Genomic DNA, 22,764 nt, shown 5'->3' on the forward strand with positions numbered 1-22,764 from the left:
CAGATGAGCCAATCCCCTCACATGGTCAAAGATTCGGTCAGCGGCGCAGACTACTTCCTGCGCGGCTTCTCCCTCATCCGCCAGCCGGGCATCCGCACCTTCGTGCTTATCCCCTTGCTGGTCAACTTCGTGCTGTTCGCCGGCGCCTTCTATGCTCTGCTGCTGCAACTCGACGGCCTGTTCGCCTGGCTGCATCAGCAGATCCCGGCCTGGCTCTCCTGGCTCGACTACCTGCTGTGGCCCATCGCCCTCATCACCATACTGGTGGTGTTCTCCTTCATCTTCAGCTCGGTGATCAACTGGATAGCGGCCCCCTTCAACGGCCTGCTGGCGGAGAAGGTGGAGCAGATCCTCACCGGCGAGGCGGTGAGCGACACCGGCATGCTGGACGTGGTCAAGGATGTGCCGCGCACCTTCAGCCGGGAGTGGACCAAGCTGAAGTACTACCTGCCCAAGGCCATCGGCTGCCTGATCCTGTTCCTCATTCCCGTGGTGGGCCAGACCCTGGCCCCTGTGCTCTGGTTCCTGTTCAGCGCCTGGATGATGGCGATCCAGTACATCGACTATCCATTTGACAACCACAAGATCAGCTTCATCACCATGCGCGATGCCTTGAAGCAGCGCCGCGGCAAGTGCCTGAGCTTTGGCGCCCTGGTCACCCTCTTCTCCGCCATCCCGGTGGTGAATCTGTTCGTGATGCCGGTCGCCATCTGTGGCGCCACCGCCATGTGGGTGGATCAGTATCGCAGCAAGCAGCTCCGCCGCTGAGCCACGCAGTCATAACCAAAAACGGGGGCATAGGCCCCCTTTTTCATTACTTAATCTAATGCAAAGGTGAGAGTGCTTGTCGTGCCAGACCAGGCTTGTTAGGATGCGGGCCTTTCTCGCACCCTGGGATAACTCATGTTACATGCACTCTTCTTGCTCGGCCTGGTGGCCGAAGGGATGACTGGCGCGCTGGCGGCGGGCCGGCGGCGGATGGATCTGTTTGGTGTCGTCATCATCGCCTCGGCGACGGCCATAGGGGGAGGTACCATCCGGGATGTGCTGCTGGGGCACTACCCCCTGCTCTGGGTGGAGCACCCCGAATATGTGCTGCTGGTGGCGGGGGCAGCCATGGCAGGCGTCATCTCGGCCCCGCTGATGCATTATCTCGGCAAGCTGTTCCTGGCCCTCGATGCCCTGGGGCTGGTGGTCTTCTCCATCTTTGGCGCCGCCCGAGCGCTCGAGATGGGCCACGGGGCCGGCATCGCCTGCATCATGGCGGTGGTGACCGGGGTGTTTGGCGGCGTGCTGCGGGACTTGCTGTGCCAGCGCATCCCGCTGGTGTTCAAGCGCGAGCTCTACGCCGCCGTCTCACTGGTGACGGCAGCTCTCTACTGCTTCGCACTGGATCAGGGCCTGCCCAATGACTGGGCCGCCTTCGGGGCCATCGGCATCGGCTTCGTGCTGCGGCTGCTGGCGGTGCGCTTCAAGTGGGGACTCCCCACCTTCAATTACCAGTACGCCACCCACTGAGCGCGCCAGTTTCTGGCCAGATTGGCTGGATTGCACACAACAAAAAAGCGCCGGATGGCGCTTTTTTGTTGCTGATGGCAGTGAAAAAACTGACTCAGTTGATCCCTTCCGAACTGAAGAAGGTGGCCTTGTCGGCGATGAAACGGATCTTGATATTCTTGCCGTCCCCGCCCCAGACGCAGCTGGTGGTACCGAGCGCATCGTCGCAGCGCTCCGCCTTGCCAAGGATGGCGCTCGCCTCGGCATAGGTGATCCCCATCTTCAGCTTGTCGTAGTTTTCCCGGTTCAGCTTGCTGCACCCGGTCAGCAGCAGGGCGATCAGGCCCCCGATCAGAATCTGCTTCATCTGTCTCTCCTCTGGATAGTGCCCAGAGCCTAGCAGCTCAAGGCTGCCCTGTGCCAACCCGTTACCAGCTGCGCACCGGGCCGGTATCGAGGTGGACGAAATTGTCGGAGGGGTAGTAACCCACGCCGCCGACCTTGAGGTTCAGGGCAGCCTTGCGCAGGTGCGCCAGCTGCACACCGGGGATGCGTACATCCACCGCCTGTCCCAGGGTGTGGTAGCTGTGCTTGGCGACGCCACGGCTGCGCTGGCGCTTCTGGCGATTGGTGGCCGGGGAGCGATACCCCGAGATGAGCTGGATCTCCCCCTTGCGGCCCAGCTTGTGCTGCAGCAGAAACAGCTGATCGAACAGCTTCCTGTCGATGTTGAACACCTCGTTGCGGCGATAGTCGCGGAAGATATGGTTGAGCTCCGCCAGACCATCGTTCAGATAACGACCATTCTCCCAATAGCTGGCGTTGACCCGCTCGCCGGTATTGAGGTTGAAGAAGCTGAGTTCACGCCCTGTGGTACTGCGGCTCGCCACGGCCGGGAACGACAGCAGGCTGGCCCCCATCAGGCAACCGGCCCCCAGCAGCAGACGGCGTCGGCTTATCTCTTGTTCCAGCATCCGTTGTCCGTCCATTCCAGAGTGAAGTAACAGTGGTGAATGAATTTGATACAGAGGCCGAAACTACCCGCCCGTAAAAGTCATGTCAAACCGCAAAGGCCCATGAAAAAGCCCGGCACTGGCCGGGCTCTTCACTCTGTGGCGGGGATCACAGCAAGCGGCTCTGAAAGCTCACTCGATCGAATCCGTAAATATCATTGCGCAGTTGCTGGCGCCCCTCTTCATCGATCCAGCTGCTCCAGTAGACGGTGAACACCGGGATAGGGGTAGTCAACGGCAACCACTTGGTCTGGGTCTCTTTCAGGATGCTGGCGACCTTGTCCGGCTGATAGCGGGAGTCCGCGAGCAGCAGCTCGGCCAGATCGTCCGCATGCTCGACCCGGATGCAACCGGAGCTGAAGGCACGTGCCCCCTGCTCGAACAGAGCCCTGCGCGGCGTCGAATGCAGGTAGATGGCATCGTTGTTCGGCAGGTAGAACTTGTAGCGCCCCAGGGCATTGTGATCCCCCGGCTTTTGCCGCAACCGATAGGGGAAGCCCGATGCCAGCGCATGGTGCCAGCCATCTTCGCTGAACTGCACCGGATTGCCCTCGCCGTCGATCACCTCGAACTGTTCGCGGTCCAGATAGGCGGGATCCCGTCCCAGCTTGGGCAGAATGTCCTTGCTCAGAATGGAACGCGGCACATGCCAGGCGGGATTGAGCACGATGGAGCGGATCTCGCTGGCAAGGATGGGGGTGGCCCGCTGCTCCTTGCCGACGATGACCCGACTGGTAAAGACCTCGCTGCCGGACTCCACCACACTCAGACGGTAATCCGGGATGTTGACCAGCACGTAGCGGCCGGCGAGGTGATCCACCAGATCCCGACGCCACAGGTTGCGCAGCAGCAGGCTGGCGCGCACTTGCGGCCCGGTATTGAGCCAGGAGCGGGTCTGACGGCCGATGATGCCGTCGGCTGTCAGGCCATGGCGGCGCTGGAACTGCTTGATGGCCTGCTCGGTCTCGGCGTCATAGGTGGCATCCTGGTGGTTCGGGGCACCGTCCCCCAGCTCGTTGAGGATGGAGCGGATCTGGCCGAGCTCGGTAGCGCTCTCCCCGGCTCGCAGGGTCGGCATGTCCAGGGTCGGCCAATGCTTGGCCATGGGCATGGCCAGCAGCTTGCGCACTTCATCGCGTACGGCCTCATATTCGGCGACCTGGGGCCTGAGCTGTTTGACCTGATCCAGCAGGTTGTCACCCAGGGGCTCATGGGCCAGGGGCTTGGTCAGGTCCAGCTTGAGGGTCTGCATCTGCTCGCGGGCGACCAGGTCCATGGCGCGCCAGGCTTGCTGGAAACGCGCCAGCTTGCCGAAGGCTTCGTCGTAGAGGGCGCCGCGCCGATCGGCCGGGGTCTTCTGCAACTGCTGCCAGAGCCGATAGAAATCCGGATGCAACTGGGCAAGCACCGCCTCCTGCAGTTGCAGCTCCAGCTCATGGCGAGCCTGTTCTGCGGTGCTGTTCTGATACCAGTCATGCTGGATGCTGGGACTGGCCACCACCATCTGTTCTGTGCTGGCATGGACCATGCCAGCCGGCCAGCAGCCCAGCCAGATAAGGTTTGCCAATGCCAACCAATACTTCTTACCCATGCTTCTTACCACGCTTGCCTCAAATCGGTTCACTTCGGCCTGTCAGGCGCAACGGTCAGGTGCCCATGATGCGGGAATGGCGGCGACTTTGCTAGCGGGCGGAGGTGTAGCGTCGCCAGATGAGCGCATGCTCCCCGCTCTTGCCAACGGCCATGATCGCCTGATTGAATCGCTGTACAAATTCGTTCGATATCGTCTTTTTGCTCAACATGAAAGAGGTCGGCGTCTCGTAGATCCCCATCACATGGGGGACCACCTCCTCCGACAGCCCCTCTTTCTTCAGACCCCAGGGAGTGGCCAAACTATCCCCGAGAAATCCGTCTATCCGACCCAGCACCAGTTTGCGGTAATTCTGCACGTCATTGACTGCGCTCACCTGATCAGGGTATCGGCGCAGCAGTTCGGAGATCTCGGCACCATAGTAGTAGTCCCGGGTGATCCCCAGCCGGTGGCCCTGAGCCAGCCAGCTCCCCAGATCCGTTTCATCGTCGGTACCGGCCTTGCGCACCCAGAGCGCCGTCCTCCCCGGATTGTAGGCGGTGGAGAACCAGGCATAGCGCGCCCTGTCCTCAGTGAAGTAGGCCTCCATGGCGATGTCCTGCCGCCCCAGTTCCAGCTCGTGCAGCCCCCGCTTCCAGGGACGCTCTACATAGATGAGACGGCATCCCAGCCGGGCCGAGACGGCGTTGAGATAGTCGACCGCGAAGCCGCGTAGCCGCCGTTTGTCGCCATCCTGCTGGTAATAGTGGTAAGGGGGCCAGTCATCGAAACCGACACGCAGCGGGGAAGGACAGAGCGGTTGAGCCAACAGCGAGTGAAGGGGCAAACAGCAGAGCACACACAGGAAGAGCAGTCTCATGGGTCATCCTTGACGGCGGGACGGGTCATCTTAATTCTGTCAAACGAAAATGGCGACAGATCCTGCCACAGCGATGCACTATATCAGCCATTTGCCTGATAAGGCCATGGGCAGGACAGGGCCCAGGTCACACTGGATGCCCGCCACAAAAGCAGGATGCGCACGACACCAAAGCCCCTTGGTACGCAGGGGGATTGGGGGTTAATATGTGAGCAAATTTATTTTTGTGATCCACTATGCTTTTTTTGCAATTGGATTAGCATATGCGCGAATCCAGCCTACCTATCCGTCGGGCATCGAGTGAGTAATATGACCTACAAAAAGTTCGGTTTTCTGGCTGCCATCCTGGCATTGAGCGGTTTTTACCTTTACACCCTCTACCTGGCCGCTCACCCCAATGTGAGCCTGGCTTACAAACTCTATTACCTGGAAGGCAAGACCCGCTTCTGGGAACACAACTCCAGCATGACTTACCAGCCGGGCAACGAACTCAACCTGACCAAACCGAGCCGCTTCCTCTCGAGCGAAGGCTGGGCCAAGAAGCCGAGCGAGCAAGGCACCGAGCTGAGCGGTCAGGGTGGACTCTATTTCGTGCTGCCCAAGCAGCAGGCTCAACCTGAGCAGCTCACCATCCAGGCCAGGATCAACAGTCCGCAAGCCGGCACCCTGCTCAAGGTGGCGCTCGGCCATGATTTCACCACCACGGTCAAGCTGGCCAAAGCGGGCATCAACGAAATCAGGCTCAACCTGCCGGGCGACTCCCTGACGGCCGATCCCAAGCATCCCAACTTCCTTGCGCTCTCCGCTCCGACACCGCTCAACGTCCAGTCGGTACGCCTGACCGTCGCGCAGTGAAGCTGAAGATCCCAGCATCAGTAGTCTTATAAAATAATTCTTTCAATAAGGAAGTTCCCATGTCGCATGCCGATTTTCGACTCTCTCTGGTCGTGCCCGTTTACAACGAGGAAGAGAGCATAGACGCCTTCATCAGCGCGATAGATGCCGAACTGGCTCCCCTCAAAGACCGGCTTGAAATCGTGTTCGTCAATGACGGCAGCCGCGACCGCACCCGTGAAGTGGTCGAACAGGCCATTGCCCGCGATCCCCGCGTGACCCTGGTCAACCTGGCCCGCAACTTCGGCAAGGAAGCGGCCATGACCGCAGGCCTGCATCAGGCCAAGGGCGATGCCATGGTCCCCATGGACGTGGATCTGCAAGATCCCCCCGCCCTCATCCTGGAATTCGTCAAGCTGTGGCAGACCGGCGACTATGACACCGTCTACGGCATCCGGGTGGATCGCAGCGCCGACACCCCGATGAAACGCCTCACCGCAGGCGGCTTCTACCGCTTCTTCAACGCCCTATCCACCAGCACCAAGCTGCCGGAGAACGCCGGTGACTTCCGACTCATCGATCGCAAGGTGGTCGAGGCTCTCAAGCAACTGCCCGAGCGCAACCGCTTCATGAAGGGGCTGTTCGCCTGGGCTGGTTTCCGTGCCGTCGGCGTGCCCTACGAGCGCCCCGCCCGCCACGCCGGCGAGACCAAGTTCAACTACTGGAAGCTGTGGAACTTCGCCCTCGACGGCCTGATGAGCTTCTCCAGCTGGCCGCTGCGGGTGTGGAGCTACGTCGGGGTCGGCGTCTCCTTCATCGCCTTCCTCTATATCCTCAAGATCATCACCCAGGTGCTGTTCTTCGGCATCGACGTACCGGGTTACGCCTCCCTGATGTCGGTGATGCTGTTCCTCGGCGGCATTCAGCTGCTATCGCTCGGCATCATAGGCGAGTACATAGGCCGCATGTTCGTGGAAGTGAAGCAGCGCCCCGTCTACCTTATCGAGGGAGTCTACGGCCAGTATGCCCGGCAGGATGCGGGCAAGCAGCCGGATGCGGCGGCAACCCAGAGTGAAAAGGCGCAGGATGCGGACAAGCAGGAGCCGGCGTCCCAATGATCTCCCGCGAGGAATTCTGGCGGCTGGTTCGCTTCGGTTTTGTCGGCGGGGGGGCGACCCTCGTCGATCTGGGCACCTCCATCGCCCTGTTCCATACCTGGCCCGCCATCTCTGAGCACCTGGTCACGACCCTGGCCTTTGCCATCGCGTTCTGGTTCTCGTTTTTCGGCCATCGCTACATCACCTTCCAGAAGCAGGGTGCCGCCAGCAAGTTTCTGCTGGTGGCCCTCTTCTCCCTGGCGGTGCGTAACCTGATCCTGAGCGGCCTGCTGTTTGCGGGCCTCTCCGGACTGCTGCCGGTGGTGATTGCCACCCTGACCGTTACCGTACTCACCTACATACTCTCTCGCGTCTGGGTTTTTGCCTGATGAATGACATGACCAATACCCCTCCCCTCGCCGGGGATGCCCTCCCCTATCGCCCGTCACTGCGCATCAGCAGCCGCGACTGGCTGATGATCATCGCCGCCTTCGTGCTGAGCCGGGTGGCCCTGTACGGCATGGGCTATTTCGGCGTCCAGCTCTACGGCGCCCCCGACATAGGCCCGCTGCAAGCCTATTGCCAGTTCGACTGCGTCTGGTTCCAGCGCATTATCGAGAACGGCTACGACCTCTACCCACGCTGGCTTAGCAAGGGCAACGCGGCAAACTGGGCCTTCATGCCGCTCTACCCCATGCTTGCTGGCGGGCTCTCCAGCCTGCTCAACATCGAGAGCCTGATCGGCCTGATGCTGGTGGCCAACATCGCCTTCTTCATCAGCCTGCCGCTGATGCTGCTGGTGCTGCGCCAGCTCAAGCTGGGGGATGAGACCGCCCGTTTCGGGGTCTGGCTGCTGGCCTTCTCCCCCTTCTCCGCCTACTTCGTCTCCGGTTATACCGAGTCCATGTTCATGGCGCTGATGCTGGGGATGTTCCTGTTCGCCTACCGCGAGCAGTGGCTGATGGTGGCCTTCCTCGGGATATTCATCTCCGGGACCCGCAACCTGGGGGTCATGATGGTGTTCCCCGTGCTGATCCTGGCGCTGCAGGCCTATGGCTGGCGCGAATTCTTCCGCTTCACCGAGCGGGCTTTCAAGGTGGTGTTCACCCTCTGGCTCATCCCCCTCGGCCTCTTCTCATACATGGTCTACCTCTATCACCTGACCGGGGATGCGCTCGCCTTCAAGCACATCCAGGTCGCCTGGGGTCGCTACATGGACAGCCCCCTGGACTGGTGGCTGAGCGGCTTCGAGCTGGGCGGTCGCAAGGCCTACCTCTCCATCATGGTGATCTTCGGCTGGTGCCTGAACGGCTACCTGTTCAGCCAGAAGCGCTGGGCCGAGGCGACCCTGATGTTCATCTGCTGCACCATACCGCTGATGACCGGGCTCAACGCCATGCCGCGCTACATGTTCGGCCTCTACCCGACCCTGCTGGCCATCATCTTGCTGGCCCATCGCTGGCCGTCCATCCGCCCTGCGGTGCTCTGCATCAGCGGCATGGTCGCCTCCTTCATCGCGGTGGCCTTCGTCAACTTCAAGTTCTTTACCGTCTGACGAACGATCCCCCGCAGGCGAACAGCCCCACCTGAACATGCCGGTCCATCGACCGGCATTTTTTATGGCGCCGCGCTGCGGGCAGCAGGGCGGCCATCACACTTTGCCGGGCTTGAAAACGTAACCATTTGAACTGACCTCACAAATCGGCATTTTGCCGGTCCAAGCCTACCCGCAGGGCCCCTAGAATGAGTGCCTCAACGGAACCCGATATCCTCACTCAGCTCAAGGAATGGCCTATGCGTCCCTCGCCTCGTTTCGATCTCCGCCCATCCTCCCTGTGGCTCGCCCTGCTGGCCACGCCACTGTTCGTCGGTCAGGCGCTGGCAGCCCCCGAGGTACATCTCCACGTGGATGGCAAACCGGTGGCCGAGGCGCTGACGCTGGACAAGGGCACCGTCACCCTGACCCACAGGCTGGACAAGGGGAGCCACCAGATCCGCATCGCCGATGCGGGCAACAGCTGTGGCACCAGCTTCGGGCCGACCGAGGCCAGGCCGCTCCCCTTCGGCACAGCCCAGCCCATGGACAAGTGCAGCAAGGGGGCGAGCTTCACCCTGAGGGTGATGCTGGCCGGTGACTACGAGTTCACCTTCAACCCGGATACCCCCAGCCTCAAGGTGCTGCGGGCGACCAAGAAGAGCGAGTTCAAGCGCCAACCCCCCACAGAGCCCTGTATCACCTGGGACGGCGGCCCGGTCACGGCATCACTCAAGGGAGTCTGGCCCGACGGCACCCGGTTGCGGGATGCCTACTCGGGACAGGAAGCCGTGGTCAAGGGCGGCAAGCTGACCCTGACACCGAGCAAGGAGAGCGGCGGCCTGCTGCTGCTAGAGCCGGTCAAGGCGGCCAAACCCGCGCCCTTCAGCTGGGAGCAGGCGAGCGTCTATTTCCTGCTGACCGACCGCTTCCACAACGGCGATCCCGCCAATGACCACAGCTTCGGCCGCCAGAAAGATGGTCAGGACGAGGTCGCCACCTGGCATGGCGGCGACTTCAAGGGGTTGACCGAGAAGCTCGACTACATCAAGTCCCTCGGCATGAACGCCATCTGGATCACCCCCATGGTGGAGCAGGTGCACGGCTTCATCGGCGGTGGCGAACAGGGCAACTTCCCCTTCTACGCCTACCACGGCTACTGGGCGCTCGACTTCACCAAGATTGACCCCAACTACGGCGACGAGGAGAGCCTGAAGACCCTGGTGGACGAGGCCCACAAGCGCGGCATGCGGATCATCCTGGACGTGGTGATGAACCACGCCGGCTACGCCACCCTGGCGGATCTGCAGGATCTGGGGCTCACCGATCTCACCCAGAACACCGGCAAATTGCCGACCCGCTGGAACGAGTGGCGCCCGAGCGGTGGCCTCAACTGGCATGGCTACAACCAGTTTATCGACTATCAATCGAGCGATTGGAGCAGCAAATGGTGGGGCCCTGACTGGGTGCGCGCCGGCCTGCCCGGCTACCTGCAGCCCGGCACCGACGATGTCACCGGCTCGGTGGCGGGGCTGCCGGACTTCCTGACCGAGTCCACCAAGCCGGTGGGCCTGCCGCCGCTGCTGGCGGCGAAAAAAGACACCCGGGCCAAGACCCTGCCCAACGCCACCGTGAGCGACTACCTCATCGCCTGGCACACCGACTGGGTGCGTCGCTTTGGCATAGACGGCTTCCGGGCCGACACCGTCAAGCATCTGGAGCCCGCGGTCTGGGCCAAGCTCAAGCAGGCGGGCACCACCGCGCTCAAGGAGTGGAAGGCCGCCAACCCAGACAAGGCCCTCGACGATCTGCCCTTCTACATGGTGGGCGAGGTATGGGATCACGGGGTCGCCAAGGATTTCTGGTATCAGAACGGCTTCGATTCCCTGATCAACTTCGACTATCAGCGGGAGTTCGCCCTGCCCCAGGCCCAGTGCATGGCGGGCGCCGAGCCCACCTATGCCAGCTACGCCAGCCGCATCAACCAGGATCCCGAGTTCAACGTGCTGAGCTACATCAGCTCCCACGACACCAAGCTGTTCTTCGGCGACTATCAGGACGTGCCGCTACAACGACGGGTCGCGAGCAGCTTCATGATGCTGCCGGGGGGCATCCAGCTCTACTACGGGGACGAGTCCGGCCGCGGGCTCGCCAAGGATGGCGGCGTGTTCGATCAGAGCGTGCGATCCGACATGAACTGGCAGGAGCTGGGGAGCGGCGAGAAGGCCGATCTGGTCAAGCACTGGCAGCAACTCGGCCAGTTCCGCGCTGCCCACCCGGCGGTGGCGGCAGGCAGCCACAAGAAGCTGTCCGATGCCCCCTACGCCTTCGTGCGGGAGAAGGGGGAGGACAAGGTGGTGGTGGTGTTCGCCGGCCGGCAGCCATAACCGGGCACGAATCGGACAAACGAAGAGGGGAGCCAGTGGCTCCCCTCTCTCATTGCACAGGCACACTTCATGCCGACTGCCGGGCGATGGCCGGCCACTGCAGCCGTGCCTTGACCAGGGTCTCCTGCCACAGGGGCCAGGCCAGCAAGGCTTGCTGATAGGCGCCCGCCTGACCGGGCAGCGAAATGCCGTAGCTCGCCAACCGATAGGCCATCACCGCATAGAAGGCATCCAGGATCCCTGCCTCCCCAAAGTAGAAGCGCCCTCTCGCCTGGGACCAGATGGTCTGCAAGCGAGCCAGCTCGCCGATGGTCTCTACCGGCGGCTCGCTCTGGGTCGGCGCTCCCAAAAAGAAGGGCAGACGACTGCGGATCTGGCCAAAGCCCGCGTGCAGTTCGGCGCACAGACTGCGGGCCAATGCCCGCTCGGCCCGGTCCGTCGGATAGAGGTGGCGCGCCGGGCACAGCTCGTGGAGATACTCGGCGATGGCGAGGGAGTCGTGGATGCGCAGCATCCCGTCATCCAGCCAGGGCACCAGCCCGGCCGGCGCCGTGCGCTTGAGCCGTTGCAACGCCTTGGCATCCTCCAGATCGAACACCTGCTCCTGCCACTCCAGCCCGCTCATGGCGAGCACCAGTGACGCCCGCATTGCCCAGGTGGAACCTGTGCCTACCGTCAATACCAAGGATCCCATCAATTGCCTCCTGCGTTGGGTTGTTCATGACCACCCCGTCGGCCCCGTTGGCACGACATCTCATGGTCGCCTCACATTTGCACACCAGCGAGTTTGACCCCCTTGGGGAGCAGTGCTAGTTTGATTTTTCAAAACAATCAGTTAGCAAAAATGTGAGCAATGGACAGCCAATTTACCATCGTCATCGCAGATGACCACCCCCTGTTTCGGGGCGCCCTCTATCAAGCGGTGCACATGGCCATCGACGAGGCCAGGCTGCTGGAGGCCGACTCCATCGACAGCCTGACCCACCTGCTCGCGGAGCACCCCGAAGTCGATCTGCTGCTGCTCGATCTCAAGATGCCGGGGGCCAATGGCTTCGAGGGGCTGGCCTATCTGCGCGGCCAGTACCCGGACTTGCCCATCGTCGTGGTCTCTGCCTCGGAAGATGCCGCCATCATCCAGCAGGTGCTGCGACTCGGGGCCCTGGGCTTCATTCCCAAGTCGGTGCCCATGAAGGAGCTGGTCAGCGCCCTCAATACGGTGATCGGGGGGGACAACTGGGTGCCGGAAGGGATCTCCCTCCACCCTGAGTCCGAGGATGGCCCCGACTTTGCCAGCAAGCTGGCCAGCCTCACCCCCCAGCAATACAAGGTGCTGATCATGTTGCGGGACGGCAGCCTCAACAAGCAGATCGCCTGGGAGCTCAACGTCTCCGAGGCCACCATCAAGGCCCACATCACCGCCATATTCAGAAAGCTCGGGGTCAAGAACCGCACCCAGGCGGTCATCGCCCTGCAGCAGATGGACATCAAGGACAGCTGAGTCAGCAGCTTGTCTCCACCACTATGGCGGTTTGTTGCTCGACAATTAGCACGATCGTACTTTATGCTGCAGAACCCAGAGAGGAGAGTGCGATGAGCAAGGGCCGTCTGACCCGCGACAACATTTTGCAGACCGCCTTCGAGCAGGCGAGCCAGCAAGGGCTCGAGAGCCTGACCATAGGCTCGCTGGCCAGTGCATGCGAAATGTCCAAGAGCGGCCTGTTTGCCCATTTCCAGTCTCGCGACAACCTGCAGATCGCCGTGCTCGCCTACTCTGCCGAGGTGTTCCGGGAGCGGGTGATCCAGCCGGTGCGCCAGCAACGGCACGGCTCCCAGCAGGAGAAACTGCTGGCCCTGCTGCAGGCCTGGCTGGCGTGGAACCAGAGCTTTGCCGGACGCTGCATGTTCCTCGACGCCTGGACTTCAGCCCAGGAGGGGGAGGTGCAGCAGGCGGCCCGCCAGCTGGTGCGTTTCTGGCTCGACTATCTGGCTCGCCAGGTGGTGCAGGGCCAGGAGAAGGGAGAATGGCGCAGGGATCTGGATCCCTGGCGCGCCGTCTACCGGCTATATGGCCTCTATCTGGGAGATCAGGTGTTCAATGCGCTGGACTTGTGTCAGGATCCGGCCCGCCACTTCTGGCCCGAGGTGGAAGATCTGCTGACCAGCTGGCGCTGAGGTTCTGGTTCTTCTTTTTAAAAACAGACAAAAAAGCACGACCGTTCGCACATAAAAACCACAGGATGACCATGAGCAGCAAGATCTATTTCAACACCCGCCGCGTCAGCCCGAGCAAGTTGCTGCTGGGGCTTGGCACCCGGTTGCACCACGCACTGGCACCGGCCCACGCCAAGCGCACCGCCAGCAAGTTGCTGCTGACCCCGCAGCGCCCAACCCGGGAGATCGCCGCCCCCGCCGGGCTGGTGCAGCAGGCCATCCACACCGGTGAGGGTACCCTGATGAGCTACCGGCTTGGCCAGGGCCCGGTGTGGCTGCTGATGCACGGCTGGTCCGGCAGTGCCAGCCAGTTCTACCCGCTGATGAACCATATCGCCGCCCAGGGCTTCACCGCGCTGGCCTATGATCACCCCGCCCACGGCCAGAGCGAGGGCAGCACGGGGCACCTGCCCCGCTTCGTGTGCGCCTTCGACGAAATCCTAGCGCGCGTCGGCCCAGTTCAGGGGGTCATCACCCACAGCATGGGGGGCGCCGTCACCCTCAGCAGCCGCCACCCCGCCCTCGACACGCTGCCGCTGCTGCTCATCTCGCCCGTGCTCGATTATGTGCCCCAGCTCTATGGCATGGTGGCCCGCTCCGGCTACTCCATCCGGCTGTTCGATGCGGTGGTCAAGGAGATCGAGCACGAATACCAGCATCCCTTGAGCACTGTCGACCCCCTGGGTCGTCTCGCCCGCCGCCAGGGGACGGCCCTCATCGTTCACGACGAGGAGGACAGGTTCGCCCCCCATAAAGACTCGTTGCGGGCGGTAGAGGATGGCCGCACCCGACTGGTCAGCACCCGTGGGCTAGGCCATGGTCGCATCCTGACAAGCCCCCCCGTGTTCGCCGCCTTCGATCAGCTGACCCAGCCCAGAGGCACGGCCTGATCCCGCCGTACCGGTCGCCTCAAAAAATGATGAGGCGGCCCATTTTTATCCGGGATACAACGTCTTATAGTTAAATTGCGCGGTGGCACCCCGCCCTTGCAATCACAATAAGGCGCAGCATCATGGCCGACCTCCTTTTATCAGCCGTGGCGCTATCACAATAAGGGACAGCAGCATGGCCAGACCCAATACAGCTCTCCTGTTGACCGGTGGTGGTGCTCGCGCCGCCTATCAGGTCGGCGTCCTCAAGGCAGTGGCCGAGCTCTATCCCCGCAACCTCGGCATCCCCTTCCCCATACTGTGCGGCACCTCGGCGGGAGCCCTCAACATCACGGCGCTGGCGTGCTACGCCTCCTGTTTTCACCTGGGGGTTCGCAAGTTGGAGTGGGTATGGCGCCGTTTCGAGACCCATCACATCTTCGACTTTCATCCCTGCCAGCTGCTGTGGCGCACCCTGTATCAGGGCTCGGCCGGTCTCATCAGCCCCCAGAGCAACCTCGCCTTCCACCTGTTCGACAATGCCCCCCTGCGCCGCCTGCTCGATCAGCTTATCGACTATCACCGTATCGATGACAACATCCTCTACGGCAGCCTGGAGGCCATCGCCATCACGGCTTCCGACTATGACGACGGCCTCTCCACCACCTTCTTCCAGGGGCGGGCCGAGCATCAGCCCTGGGAGCGGGCCAGGCGGCGCGGCCTGCGCACCCTGCTCACTTCGGATCACCTGCTGGCCTCGGCGGCCCTGCCCTTCGTCTTTCCCGCCACACCCATAGGCGATCGTTTCTATGGTGACGGCTCCATCCACCAGCTGAGCCCCCTGAGCCCCGCCATTCACCTGGGCGCAGAGCGGATCCTGCTGGTGACGCTGGATTCACCCCATCAGGGGGGCGCGTCCCCGCACCAGAGCCGCCTGACCAGCTCCAACATCGCCAGCCACCTGCTCAACACCGTCTTCTCCGACACCCTGAATTCGGATCTGGAGCGACTGGGGCGCATCAACCAGACCCTGTCGCTCATCCCGCCGCGGGAGCGCAACCGACTGAAGCTGCGCCAGATGGAGACCTGCGTCATCAGGCCAAGCCAGGATCTCGACCTCATCGCCCTCGATTACCTGCCCAAGCTGCCGACCCAGTTGCGCCGCCTGCTGCGGGTACTGGGGGTGAACGGCCAGGAGAGCAGCAGTCTGGCCAGCTTCCTGATGTTTCACCCGGGTTACTGTCAGCAGTTGATAAGGTTGGGGTATCAGGATGCAATGGCGCAACGTCAGCACATCGAGTCTTTCCTGGACATCGAAGAGCGGATCCGCGAGGAGGCCTGAACAGGCTGCGTCACCAGGGGAGTCGTCGCCAGGATAAGGGCCTAATGCCCCTCCAGCAGGCGCTGCTCCGCCTGCTCCATGGCCACGGCTGTACCAAACAGCACCAGCCGATCTCCCGCGAGCAGCCTCAGATCGGCCCTCGGCTCCAGGCTCCGCTCTCCGCGATGGACCGCCTTGATGCGCACCTCCCCCAGGGGCAATTCCCGCACCCGACGCCCAACCGCCCAGGCCTGATCGTGCAGCAACACGGGGTGCAGCCGCTCCAGCAACTGATCCGTCTCCAGGTTGCCCGCACTCTGATCTCCCCAGTAGAAGCCATGTAGGAAGCGGTACTGGCTGCTGCGCTCGTGCTCCATGCGCCGGATCACCCGGCCTAGGGGGACGTCGCAGTTGACCAGCAGGTGGGACACCAGCATCAGGGCACCCTCCTGGGACTCCGGGATCACCTCGAAGGCCCCGGCCTGCTTGTAGTGCTCGAGGAAGCTGTCGTCCCGGGTTCGCACCAGCACCTTGAGATCCCCCGCCAACGCCCGGATCTGCGTCAGCATGGCATCGACCCGCTTGCGATCGTCGAAGGTGATGATCACCAGGCGAGCCCGCATCAGACCGGCCGCCAGCAGGATGTCGCGCCGGCTGGCATCGCCAAACGCCACCTGCTCCCCCGCCAGCTTGGCCTCGCTCACCCGCTCGGGATCGAGATCCAGCGCGAGAAAGGGAATCTCCTCGAGTTTGAGAAAGCGGGCACAGGTCTGCCCGGTACGCCCGAAGCCGGCGATGATGACATGCTGATGCTTGCTGAGCCCCGACTGGGCGACCCCGGCGCGCGAGAGCAGGGCCCCGTCGGTGAGGGAGTGGGCGAGCCCCAGCGCCCGCTGCACCAACCAGGGGGTGAGAGAAAGGGTGATGACCCCGACGCCGATGAGCAGGGAGACCATCTCGTGACCGAGCAGGCCATGGTGGCTCGCCAGCGCCAGCAGCACGAAGCCGAACTCGCCGACCTGGCTCAGCATGATGCCGGCCGCCATGGCATCGCGCTTGCGCTCCCCCATCAACCGGCCCGCCAGCAGCACCAGCAGCGACTTGCACAGGATGAGCCCGAGCACGCAGAGCAGCACCTGCCACCAGGCGTTCGCCACCAGCGTCCACTCCATGGTCATGCCGATGGTGATGAAGAAGAGCCCCAGCAAGACGTCCCGAAACGGCTTGATATCCACCTCAAGCTGATGACGGTAGTGGGACTCCCCCAGCATCATGCCCGCCAGGAATGCCCCGAGCGCCATGGAGAGCCCCATCCACTGGGTCAGAGAGGCCGCCAGCAAGGCCACCAGCAGGGTACTGAGCACGAACAGCTCATCGGATCGCGCCCGCGCCACCTCGTGAAACACCATGGGCAGCAGCCATTTTCCCACCGCGAGCAAGACTGACAGGGCAAACAGCCCCTTGAGGGAGGCCCAGGCGACTTCCGCCAACAAGGCGCTGCCCTGCACCTCGGGCCTGGCCAGTATGGGGATCATCACCAGCAGCGGCACCACCGCCAGATCCTGAAACAGCAAGACGCTCACCCCGAGCTGGGCCCGCCGGGTATGGAGTTGCTGCAACTCCCCGAGCTGCTTGATCACCACGGCGGTGGAGGAGAGGGCCAGGGTGCCCGACACCACCAGCGCCTGAGGCAGGCTCAGACCCCACCACCAGCCGAGCCAGAAGAACAGCAATGAGGTGAGCAGAACCTGCAGGCCGCCGACCCCCAGCACCAGCTTGCGCATGGCGAGCAGGCGCGGCAGCGAGAATTCGAGCCCGAGGGAGAACATCAGGAAGACGATGCCGAGTTCCCCTATGGTCTGCATCATGGCCTGCCCGGTGACGATGGCCGCGCCATGGGGGCCGAGCAACATGCCGACGAACAGGTAGGCGAGGATCACCGGCTGACCCAGGCGTCGGAAGATGGCCACCAGCAGGACGGCGGAGAGCAGCAGGATCAACACATCGGCGTACACACATCCCTCTCTTTTATCTGTCCCCATGGCATGATGAGACTGTGCATCGGGCTCCTCGCACCGTCCGGTCATCTTCAGGGCTACGGGACAGGATCCCGCCTCTTCCGGGCGCTCGCGACAAGCGGCACACTGGGGTTATTTACCCTCCCATTTCATCTCGTTAAGCCTAGCCAGCGCCTTTGTTTTCCATCGAACATATTTTGGGCACGAGGATTGCAGTAACCCGCCTAATGAGTGGAGAAGTGCAAGGCTGCAACGTGGAAAACACATCGTCATTGAACGGCTTCGGACACGGCATAGAGCAGTGGGTACAGCAGATGGAGCGGCTCACGCCGTTGACCGGACAGGATCCTTATCAGCAACTTCAGGAGCTGCTGAGGCAACGGGATCTTGACGCCCTGCTGGCAATCTTTGCCGAGCGGGTGGCAAAGATTGTCCGGATCCACACGCTCCACCTCGACTGCGGCCAGCCTCACAGCCTCATCGCTCACCCACCCCAGGCCAGACAGGTGCTGCATGGCTATCGCTTCGAGCTGCGCGGCCAGCATGAACAGTTGCTCGGCCAGTTGCAGTACGAGCTGGATCAGCCCATGAGCGACGGCCAGCGACGGCTGCTGGAGCAATATCACCAACTGTTCTGCCTGCCTCTGCCGCTCTATCTTCGGTTGAGCCGGCTGGAACAGCAGGTGCGGCTCGATCATCTGACCGGGCTTGGCAACCGCGCCTATTTCGATGAGGCCATCGGCCGGGCGGTGGAGCAACACTGCCGGGAACCCCACGGTCTGGTGCTGGTACTGCTGGATCTCGATCGTTTCAAACAGGTCAACGATACCTGGGGTCATCCGGTGGGGGATCTGGTGCTGAGCCGCTTCGCCCAACTGCTGCAAGGCTGCATTCGCGGCACGGATCAGGCGTTTCGCCTCGGCGGGGATGAGTTTGCCCTCTTGCAGCAACCCGCGGACCCCGAGGCCTGGCGCCCGGTCTGGCTGCGGCTGCAACATGTACTGCACAGCCACAAGGAGCTCAGCGCCTTCTCGGTGGGGTGCAGCCTGGGAGCCGCCAGCTGGCACTCTGGCATGGACGTGGAGCGGCTCTATGCCACGGCGGATGCCCACCTCTACGCCCGCAAGAAGGCCGGCGAAGCGGGCATCCTCGAATAGGGCGCCGTTTATCCCGTGCCGTCAGCCAGCGCCCAGGGTGACGGCACGCCGCCACTCCCAGGCCATGCCACCCTCGGGCGCCAGAAATCCGTCGCAGACGAAGAGCCCGGCCACCAGCGCCACCTGCTCCCCGTAGTAGAGGATGGGGATGCGTCCCCGTTGCCAGGAAGGCACCCCGTATTCTTGCAACAACTTCTTCAGGCGTCGGCTGCCAACCCGCCCAACCGGCTTGAGCATGACGCCTGGCGCCACCTGAAAACGTACCGACAGGGGCTCGTCCTCCCGTGGCGGGCGCAGCCCTTCCCCCCCATCCGATGACAGCAGCCTGAAGGTCCCCAGTCCGTCCGGCAGGCGGAGCGTCTCCCCCGCCCGGGTGGGCAACACCTCCTCACGGGGGGCAAGGCCGGGCGGCACCAGATGGAGTCGCCCCTGAAAGCGGCGGCACTCCAGCCCCTGCAGACTCAGCCTGGGGTTCGCGTCTTCGCGCGCCAGCGCCACCTCCTGCCACAGCAGCCCCAGCAGCTCCCGGGAGGGCATCTCCCCCCCCAGGCGGCGGATCCAGTGGCGCAGCAGGTTGTTGCGCCGCACCGGGGAGAGCGGCTGCAGCGCCTCGATGCACAGCACATCGCCCTCACCTGCCACCTGCCAGTCCGCCTCCGCCAGCTCGCTGATCAGCGCCTCCTGCTCGGCGCACAGCGCCATGCTGCGCGCCGCCGTCTGGGCCATGGCAGGCCAGCGGGCCTTGAGCTGGGGGATGAGCTGCTGGCGCAGGAAGTTGCGGTCATAGCTCACATCCTCGTTGCTCTCATCCTCCACCCAGCCATAAGGAAGTGACTGCGCGGCTTCCGCCAGCTCGGTCCGACTCACCTCGAGCAAGGGGCGCAGCAGCAGCCCACCCGCAAAGGGTTGGCTCGGCACCATGCCCGCCAGCCCACGCAGGCCGGCGCCACGCTTGAGCGCCAGCAGCAGGGTCTCCAGCTGATCGTCCTGATGGTGGGCGGTAAGCAGCCACTCCCCCTCCTCCAGCTGAGCGGCAAGGGCCTGATAGCGAGCCTCCCGCGCCTGGGCCTCCAGGCTGTCGCCATTGCCTCGGGAGAGCCGCACCCGCTCCACCATGAGCGGCACCGCCAGTTGCTGACACACCGCTTCGCAGTGGGCCACCCAGTCGTCGGCGTGAAGGCTCAGGCCGTGATGGACGTGCAGGGCGCGCAGGGTGAGGCCGTGGGCGTGAGCAAAGCGGGCCGCCAGCACCAGCAGCACGGTGGAATCGAGCCCGCCACTGAAGGCCACCAACAGGCCCCGGGAACCTTCCGGTGCGGGCAGAGCCTGACAAAAACGAGAATAAATACGAGAAATCATAGGCTTCCCCAATACGACCAGGCCGATCTTAGCAGAGTCGGGCTTATCAAGCGCTAACCCGACTGCTAGAGTGAGTTTCCTCCCGACCTGGGCAGGGACGCTGAGTAACCCGAATTGGAATCAGAAAAATGAACAATAAGAAAAGCATACTGGCTGGCCTCATCGGGCTGGCCCTGCTGGCCGGCTGCAGTCAGGGACCGGACCAGACAGACAAGCACTCCGGCCTCGCGCTGGCCAACATGGACACCCGGGTCAAACCCGGTGACGACTTCTTCCGCTACGTGAACGGCCACTGGCTCGGTACCGCCAAGATCCCGGACGACAGGCCCGCCGACGGCGCCTTCTACATGCTGCGGGACAAGTCCCTGGCGGACGTGCGGGTGCTGGTGGAAGGGCTGGACGGCAAGGCTGCCACTGGCACCCAGGCCCAGCAGATCCGGAGTCTTTACCAGAGCTATCTGGATCAGAAGACCCGCAACGCCAAGGGCACTGCGCCGCTGTTGCCCATGCTGAGCGAGATAGAGCAGATCCGAACCCCTCAGGACCTCGCCCGCGCCTTCGCCCAGAGCGGCCGCATCGGTGGCAACGCCCCGTTCGGCTTCTGGATAGACGCGGACGCCAAGGCACCGGACAGCTATGCGGTCTACCTCTATCAATCCGGACTCAGCCTGCCGGACAGGGATTACTATCTCAAGACGGATGCCGCCAGCCAGGCGCTGCTGCAAAAATACGAGCAGCACATCGCCGCCATGCTGAGCCGCTTCGGCGAGGCGGATGCGGGGGCCAAGGCCAAGCGTATCCTGGCTCTCGAGACCCGGCTCGCCCAGATCCAGTGGGACAACGTGGCCCTGCGGGACAGGGAGAAGAACTACAACAAGGGGCCGGTGAGCGAGCTCAAGCGCCTCGCCCCCACCATCGACTGGGACGCCTATCTCGGCCAGGCAGGCCTTGCGGGGCAGCAGAGCCTGGTCATCGGCCAGCCGAGCTACCTTGCGGCCCTCAACGAGGTGATGCAGCAGACCCCGGTCAATGACTGGCAGGCCTACCTCAAGTGGCAGCTCATCACGGACTTCGCCCCCTACCTCGACAGCCAGACCGATGCCCAGAACTTCGCCTTCTTCGGCACCACGTTAAGCGGCACGCCCAAGCAGCGCGCCCCCTGGGAGCGAGCGCTCGGGGTGCTGGACAACAACCTTGGCGAGGCAGTGGGCAAGCTCTACGTGGAGCGCTACTTCCCGCCAGAGGCCAAGGCCCGCATGGAGCAGCTGGTGGAGAACCTGCGCACCGCCTACGGCCAGAGCATCGAGGAGCTGGACTGGATGTCGCCAGCCACCAAGACCCAGGCCCTGGCCAAGCTCGCCAAGTTCAGACCCAAGATCGGCTACCCGGACAAGTGGAAGGATTACAGCGCCATCGCGATCCGTGCCGATGATCTGGTGGGCAACCTGCAGCGGGCTCGCGCCTTCGAATACGCCGACAACCTGGCGCGCCTCGGCAAGCCGGTAGACAGAGACGAGTGGCACATGTCGCCGCAGACGGTGAACGCCTACTACAACCCGAGCAACAACGAGATCGTCTTCCCGGCCGCCATCCTGCAGCCCCCCTTCTTCGACATGCAGGCGGATGACGCGGTCAACTACGGCGCCATCGGCGGGGTGATCGGCCACGAGATGGGTCACGGTTTTGATGATCAGGGCGCCAAATCCGACGGTGACGGCGTGATGCGCGACTGGTGGACGCCCCAGGATCTCAAGGAGTTTCGCTTCCGCACCAGCCGGCTGGTGGCTCAGTACAACCGCTTCGAGCCCATCAAGGGGCAGTACGTCAACGGCCAGTTCACCCAGGGGGAGAACATCGGCGATCTCGGCGGCCTTACCATCGCCCACAAAGCCTACCTGCTGTCGCTGGATGGCAAGGAGGCCCCGGTGCTGGACGGCTTCACCGGCGAGCAGCGCTTCTTCCTCGGCTGGGCCCAGGTATGGAAGGGCATGTATCGCCCCGAGCTGATGCAGATGCTGCTCGCCTCGGATCCCCACTCGCCGCCGGAGTACCGGGTCAACGGCGTGGTGCCGAACATCCCCGCCTTCTACGAGGCGTTCAACATCCAGCCGGGTGACAAGCTCTATCTTGATCCGGCCAAACGGGTCAAGATCTGGTAAACACAGGGTCGACAGGGGCTGGCCGACAACCGGCCCCGGGTCGACCACAGACAGGGCGGGGCCAGGCCCCTGCCCACTGACACCGCAAGACAAGCAGCAACAAGGGTCACATCCATGAAAGCCTTATTCCTTACTCTCGGCCTGCTCACCCTGCCCCTCGCCAGCCAGGCGGCGGACGGGCTCTTCAAACAGCTGACGCTCCCTTCAGGCCAGGTAGTGACCGTCAGCGAAGGGCGCGGCGAACCTGCCTCCACCGGCAGCTACGACGTGCGCCTCTACTCCGGCGCCAACCCCCAGTTCCCGCTGGATCAGTTCATCGACGGCAAGGTGCTGCCGCGCGATGGCAGCATCAAGGAGCTCAAGCTGCTGGATCTCAATGGCGACAAGCAGCCCGAGCTCATCGTCGTGGTCGAAAGCGCCGGCAGCGGCAGCTACCTGAGCGCCGACGCCTTCACCATCAATCCACAGGAGGGGCTGGACAGCTTCAACCATGTGGAGGGACTGGCCCCCAATGAAGATGTGATCCAGGCGCTCAAGACCCCCCGCGACTGACACACCCATCACCACGCCCCGCCCAGCGGGGCGTTTTTTTGCCCCGCATCTGACGATGTTCCTTCCCACCTCCCCCGCAGGGCGTCGCCGTGAATAGACGGTTATTTTTTCTGCGCTTATAATCGCCGCACCGTGCCATAACGAAACACAAGGAGGTAAAACATGGTTATCCAAGCGTGCCCGATCATTTCGGCCCGCCTGTTCGGCACATTTGCCTGCTCTTGCCTGCATACCATCGCGCTGCGATAGCGGGTTCGAGCAAAGCCGACTCCTTCCACACCGAGACCTTTCTCGACCGTTGTCGCC

21 protein-coding genes are annotated in these 22,764 nt (G+C 63.1%); 14 read left to right on the forward strand and 7 right to left on the reverse strand.

Translation table 11 applies throughout. From position 1 onward, the window contains the following. Nucleotides 1–3: 3 nt before the first annotated feature. Together cysZ and KI797_RS15145 are read left to right on the forward strand one after the other, a co-directional pair. On the forward strand, nucleotides 4–768 hold the full coding sequence (gene cysZ, locus KI797_RS15140; RefSeq protein ID WP_226169930.1) for a sulfate transporter CysZ: 765 nt from the start codon (nucleotides 4–6) through the stop codon (nucleotides 766–768). Between the two features lie 135 nt (nucleotides 769–903). Continuing rightward, the gene (locus tag KI797_RS15145; RefSeq protein ID WP_226169931.1) at nucleotides 904–1,518 is read left to right on the forward strand and encodes a trimeric intracellular cation channel family protein; all 615 of its coding nucleotides are present in this window, start codon (nucleotides 904–906) and stop codon (nucleotides 1,516–1,518) included. Between the two features lie 94 nt (nucleotides 1,519–1,612). On the opposite strand, the gene KI797_RS15150 is transcribed toward KI797_RS15145, so the two are convergent. From KI797_RS15150 to KI797_RS15165, 4 genes are all read right to left on the reverse strand, one after another. Continuing rightward, nucleotides 1,613–1,864, reverse strand: coding sequence for a hypothetical protein (locus tag KI797_RS15150; RefSeq protein WP_042649504.1), 252 nt, complete (start codon nucleotides 1,862–1,864; stop codon nucleotides 1,613–1,615). 61 nt (nucleotides 1,865–1,925) lie between these two features. After that, on the reverse strand, nucleotides 1,926–2,471 hold the full coding sequence (locus KI797_RS15155) for a YcbK family protein (protein WP_041206241.1): 546 nt from the start codon (nucleotides 2,469–2,471) through the stop codon (nucleotides 1,926–1,928). Between the two features lie 148 nt (nucleotides 2,472–2,619). Continuing rightward, nucleotides 2,620–4,101 carry a L,D-transpeptidase family protein gene (locus KI797_RS15160; protein ID WP_041206242.1) on the reverse strand — a complete coding sequence of 494 codons (1,482 nt, stop codon included), beginning with the start codon at nucleotides 4,099–4,101 and terminating at the stop codon, nucleotides 2,620–2,622. Nucleotides 4,102–4,192: 91 nt separating this feature from the next. After that, nucleotides 4,193–4,960 (reverse strand): substrate-binding periplasmic protein, encoded by a 768-nt coding sequence (locus KI797_RS15165; protein WP_226169932.1) that lies wholly within the window; start codon nucleotides 4,958–4,960, stop codon nucleotides 4,193–4,195. Nucleotides 4,961–5,269: 309 nt separating this feature from the next. Here KI797_RS15165 and KI797_RS15170 point away from each other — a divergent pair, with 309 nt between their 5' ends. From KI797_RS15170 to KI797_RS15190, 5 genes are all read left to right on the forward strand, one after another. Continuing rightward, a complete protein-coding gene (locus KI797_RS15170; RefSeq protein ID WP_042649507.1) occupies nucleotides 5,270–5,815 on the forward strand; it encodes a hypothetical protein in 546 nt (181 codons plus the stop codon). Between the two features lie 59 nt (nucleotides 5,816–5,874). Further along, nucleotides 5,875–6,912, forward strand: coding sequence for a glycosyltransferase family 2 protein (locus tag KI797_RS15175; RefSeq protein ID WP_005324509.1), 1,038 nt, complete (start codon nucleotides 5,875–5,877; stop codon nucleotides 6,910–6,912). Beyond that, nucleotides 6,909–7,280 (forward strand): GtrA family protein, encoded by a 372-nt coding sequence (locus tag KI797_RS15180; protein WP_005324511.1) that lies wholly within the window; start codon nucleotides 6,909–6,911, stop codon nucleotides 7,278–7,280. The genes KI797_RS15175 and KI797_RS15180 overlap by 4 nt, the downstream gene beginning before the upstream one ends. Then, complete coding sequence (locus tag KI797_RS15185) at nucleotides 7,280–8,446, forward strand: hypothetical protein (RefSeq protein ID WP_182786061.1); 1,167 nt, start codon at nucleotides 7,280–7,282, stop codon at nucleotides 8,444–8,446. The genes KI797_RS15180 and KI797_RS15185 overlap by 1 nt, the downstream gene beginning before the upstream one ends. A 239-nt stretch (nucleotides 8,447–8,685) precedes the next feature. Continuing rightward, nucleotides 8,686–10,812 carry an alpha-amylase gene (locus tag KI797_RS15190; RefSeq protein ID WP_226169933.1) on the forward strand — a complete coding sequence of 709 codons (2,127 nt, stop codon included), beginning with the start codon at nucleotides 8,686–8,688 and terminating at the stop codon, nucleotides 10,810–10,812. A 67-nt stretch (nucleotides 10,813–10,879) separates the two neighbouring features. Here KI797_RS15190 and KI797_RS15195 read toward each other — a convergent pair whose 3' ends face one another. Then, the gene (locus KI797_RS15195) at nucleotides 10,880–11,506 is read right to left on the reverse strand and encodes a glutathione S-transferase N-terminal domain-containing protein (protein WP_042649510.1); all 627 of its coding nucleotides are present in this window, start codon (nucleotides 11,504–11,506) and stop codon (nucleotides 10,880–10,882) included. A gap of 159 nt (nucleotides 11,507–11,665) precedes the next feature. On the opposite strand from KI797_RS15195, the gene KI797_RS15200 reads away from it, so the two are divergent. From KI797_RS15200 to KI797_RS15215, 4 genes are all read left to right on the forward strand, one after another. Further along, complete coding sequence (locus KI797_RS15200) at nucleotides 11,666–12,310, forward strand: response regulator (RefSeq protein WP_005324525.1); 645 nt, start codon at nucleotides 11,666–11,668, stop codon at nucleotides 12,308–12,310. 92 nt (nucleotides 12,311–12,402) lie between these two features. Beyond that, nucleotides 12,403–12,984 (forward strand): TetR/AcrR family transcriptional regulator, encoded by a 582-nt coding sequence (locus tag KI797_RS15205; protein ID WP_042649511.1) that lies wholly within the window; start codon nucleotides 12,403–12,405, stop codon nucleotides 12,982–12,984. Nucleotides 12,985–13,055: 71 nt separating this feature from the next. Continuing rightward, the gene (locus KI797_RS15210; protein ID WP_226169934.1) at nucleotides 13,056–13,913 is read left to right on the forward strand and encodes an alpha/beta hydrolase; all 858 of its coding nucleotides are present in this window, start codon (nucleotides 13,056–13,058) and stop codon (nucleotides 13,911–13,913) included. A gap of 175 nt (nucleotides 13,914–14,088) precedes the next feature. Beyond that, entirely contained in the window at nucleotides 14,089–15,234 is a 1,146-nt protein-coding gene (locus KI797_RS15215) for a patatin-like phospholipase family protein (protein ID WP_226169936.1), read from the forward strand. A 41-nt stretch (nucleotides 15,235–15,275) separates the two neighbouring features. On the opposite strand, the gene KI797_RS15220 is transcribed toward KI797_RS15215, so the two are convergent. After that, nucleotides 15,276–17,228, reverse strand: a complete 1,953-nt coding sequence (locus tag KI797_RS15220; RefSeq protein WP_171276651.1) for a monovalent cation:proton antiporter family protein — start codon at nucleotides 17,226–17,228, stop codon at nucleotides 15,276–15,278. A 230-nt stretch (nucleotides 17,229–17,458) separates the two neighbouring features. Here KI797_RS15220 and KI797_RS15225 point away from each other — a divergent pair, with 230 nt between their 5' ends. After that, nucleotides 17,459–18,388: a GGDEF domain-containing protein gene (locus tag KI797_RS15225; protein ID WP_226169937.1), complete on the forward strand. Its 930-nt coding sequence runs from the start codon at nucleotides 17,459–17,461 to the stop codon at nucleotides 18,386–18,388. Nucleotides 18,389–18,409: 21 nt separating this feature from the next. On the opposite strand, the gene tilS is transcribed toward KI797_RS15225, so the two are convergent. Further along, the gene (gene tilS, locus KI797_RS15230; RefSeq protein ID WP_226169938.1) at nucleotides 18,410–19,747 is read right to left on the reverse strand and encodes a tRNA lysidine(34) synthetase TilS; all 1,338 of its coding nucleotides are present in this window, start codon (nucleotides 19,745–19,747) and stop codon (nucleotides 18,410–18,412) included. Nucleotides 19,748–19,875: 128 nt separating this feature from the next. Between tilS and KI797_RS15235 the strand changes: the two genes are divergently transcribed. Both KI797_RS15235 and KI797_RS15240 read left to right on the forward strand, forming a co-directional pair. Further along, on the forward strand, nucleotides 19,876–21,906 hold the full coding sequence (locus KI797_RS15235; RefSeq protein WP_226169939.1) for a M13 family metallopeptidase: 2,031 nt from the start codon (nucleotides 19,876–19,878) through the stop codon (nucleotides 21,904–21,906). Nucleotides 21,907–22,020: 114 nt separating this feature from the next. Beyond that, nucleotides 22,021–22,458, forward strand: a complete 438-nt coding sequence (locus KI797_RS15240) for a PliI family lysozyme inhibitor of I-type lysozyme (protein WP_161507445.1) — start codon at nucleotides 22,021–22,023, stop codon at nucleotides 22,456–22,458. The last annotated feature ends 306 nt before the right edge of the window (nucleotides 22,459–22,764 follow it).

The sequence above is a fragment of the Aeromonas media genome (assembly GCF_020423125.1).
GTDB lineage: Bacteria > Pseudomonadota > Gammaproteobacteria > Enterobacterales > Aeromonadaceae > Aeromonas > Aeromonas media.

What these genes read in the sequence shown, in the direction of transcription:
- KI797_RS15240 (WP_161507445.1), top strand. Translation starts at nt 22,021, where the DNA reads ATGAAAGCCTTATTCCTTACTCTCGGCCTGCTCACCCTGCCCCTCGCC.
- KI797_RS15155 (WP_041206241.1), bottom strand. Translation starts at nt 2,471, where the DNA reads ATGCTGGAACAAGAGATAAGCCGACGCCGTCTGCTGCTGGGGGCCGGT.
- KI797_RS15210 (WP_226169934.1), top strand. Translation starts at nt 13,056, where the DNA reads ATGAGCAGCAAGATCTATTTCAACACCCGCCGCGTCAGCCCGAGCAAG.
- KI797_RS15195 (WP_042649510.1), bottom strand. Translation starts at nt 11,506, where the DNA reads ATGGGATCCTTGGTATTGACGGTAGGCACAGGTTCCACCTGGGCAATG.
- KI797_RS15165 (WP_226169932.1), bottom strand. Translation starts at nt 4,960, where the DNA reads ATGAGACTGCTCTTCCTGTGTGTGCTCTGCTGTTTGCCCCTTCACTCG.
- KI797_RS15170 (WP_042649507.1), top strand. Translation starts at nt 5,270, where the DNA reads ATGACCTACAAAAAGTTCGGTTTTCTGGCTGCCATCCTGGCATTGAGC.
- KI797_RS15205 (WP_042649511.1), top strand. Translation starts at nt 12,403, where the DNA reads ATGAGCAAGGGCCGTCTGACCCGCGACAACATTTTGCAGACCGCCTTC.
- tilS (WP_226169938.1), bottom strand. Translation starts at nt 19,747, where the DNA reads ATGATTTCTCGTATTTATTCTCGTTTTTGTCAGGCTCTGCCCGCACCG.
- KI797_RS15180 (WP_005324511.1), top strand. Translation starts at nt 6,909, where the DNA reads ATGATCTCCCGCGAGGAATTCTGGCGGCTGGTTCGCTTCGGTTTTGTC.
- KI797_RS15160 (WP_041206242.1), bottom strand. Translation starts at nt 4,101, where the DNA reads ATGGGTAAGAAGTATTGGTTGGCATTGGCAAACCTTATCTGGCTGGGC.
- KI797_RS15185 (WP_182786061.1), top strand. Translation starts at nt 7,280, where the DNA reads ATGAATGACATGACCAATACCCCTCCCCTCGCCGGGGATGCCCTCCCC.
- KI797_RS15145 (WP_226169931.1), top strand. Translation starts at nt 904, where the DNA reads ATGTTACATGCACTCTTCTTGCTCGGCCTGGTGGCCGAAGGGATGACT.
- KI797_RS15175 (WP_005324509.1), top strand. Translation starts at nt 5,875, where the DNA reads ATGTCGCATGCCGATTTTCGACTCTCTCTGGTCGTGCCCGTTTACAAC.
- cysZ (WP_226169930.1), top strand. Translation starts at nt 4, where the DNA reads ATGAGCCAATCCCCTCACATGGTCAAAGATTCGGTCAGCGGCGCAGAC.
- KI797_RS15150 (WP_042649504.1), bottom strand. Translation starts at nt 1,864, where the DNA reads ATGAAGCAGATTCTGATCGGGGGCCTGATCGCCCTGCTGCTGACCGGG.
- KI797_RS15235 (WP_226169939.1), top strand. Translation starts at nt 19,876, where the DNA reads ATGAACAATAAGAAAAGCATACTGGCTGGCCTCATCGGGCTGGCCCTG.
- KI797_RS15200 (WP_005324525.1), top strand. Translation starts at nt 11,666, where the DNA reads ATGGACAGCCAATTTACCATCGTCATCGCAGATGACCACCCCCTGTTT.
- KI797_RS15190 (WP_226169933.1), top strand. Translation starts at nt 8,686, where the DNA reads ATGCGTCCCTCGCCTCGTTTCGATCTCCGCCCATCCTCCCTGTGGCTC.
- KI797_RS15215 (WP_226169936.1), top strand. Translation starts at nt 14,089, where the DNA reads ATGGCCAGACCCAATACAGCTCTCCTGTTGACCGGTGGTGGTGCTCGC.
- KI797_RS15225 (WP_226169937.1), top strand. Translation starts at nt 17,459, where the DNA reads ATGAGTGGAGAAGTGCAAGGCTGCAACGTGGAAAACACATCGTCATTG.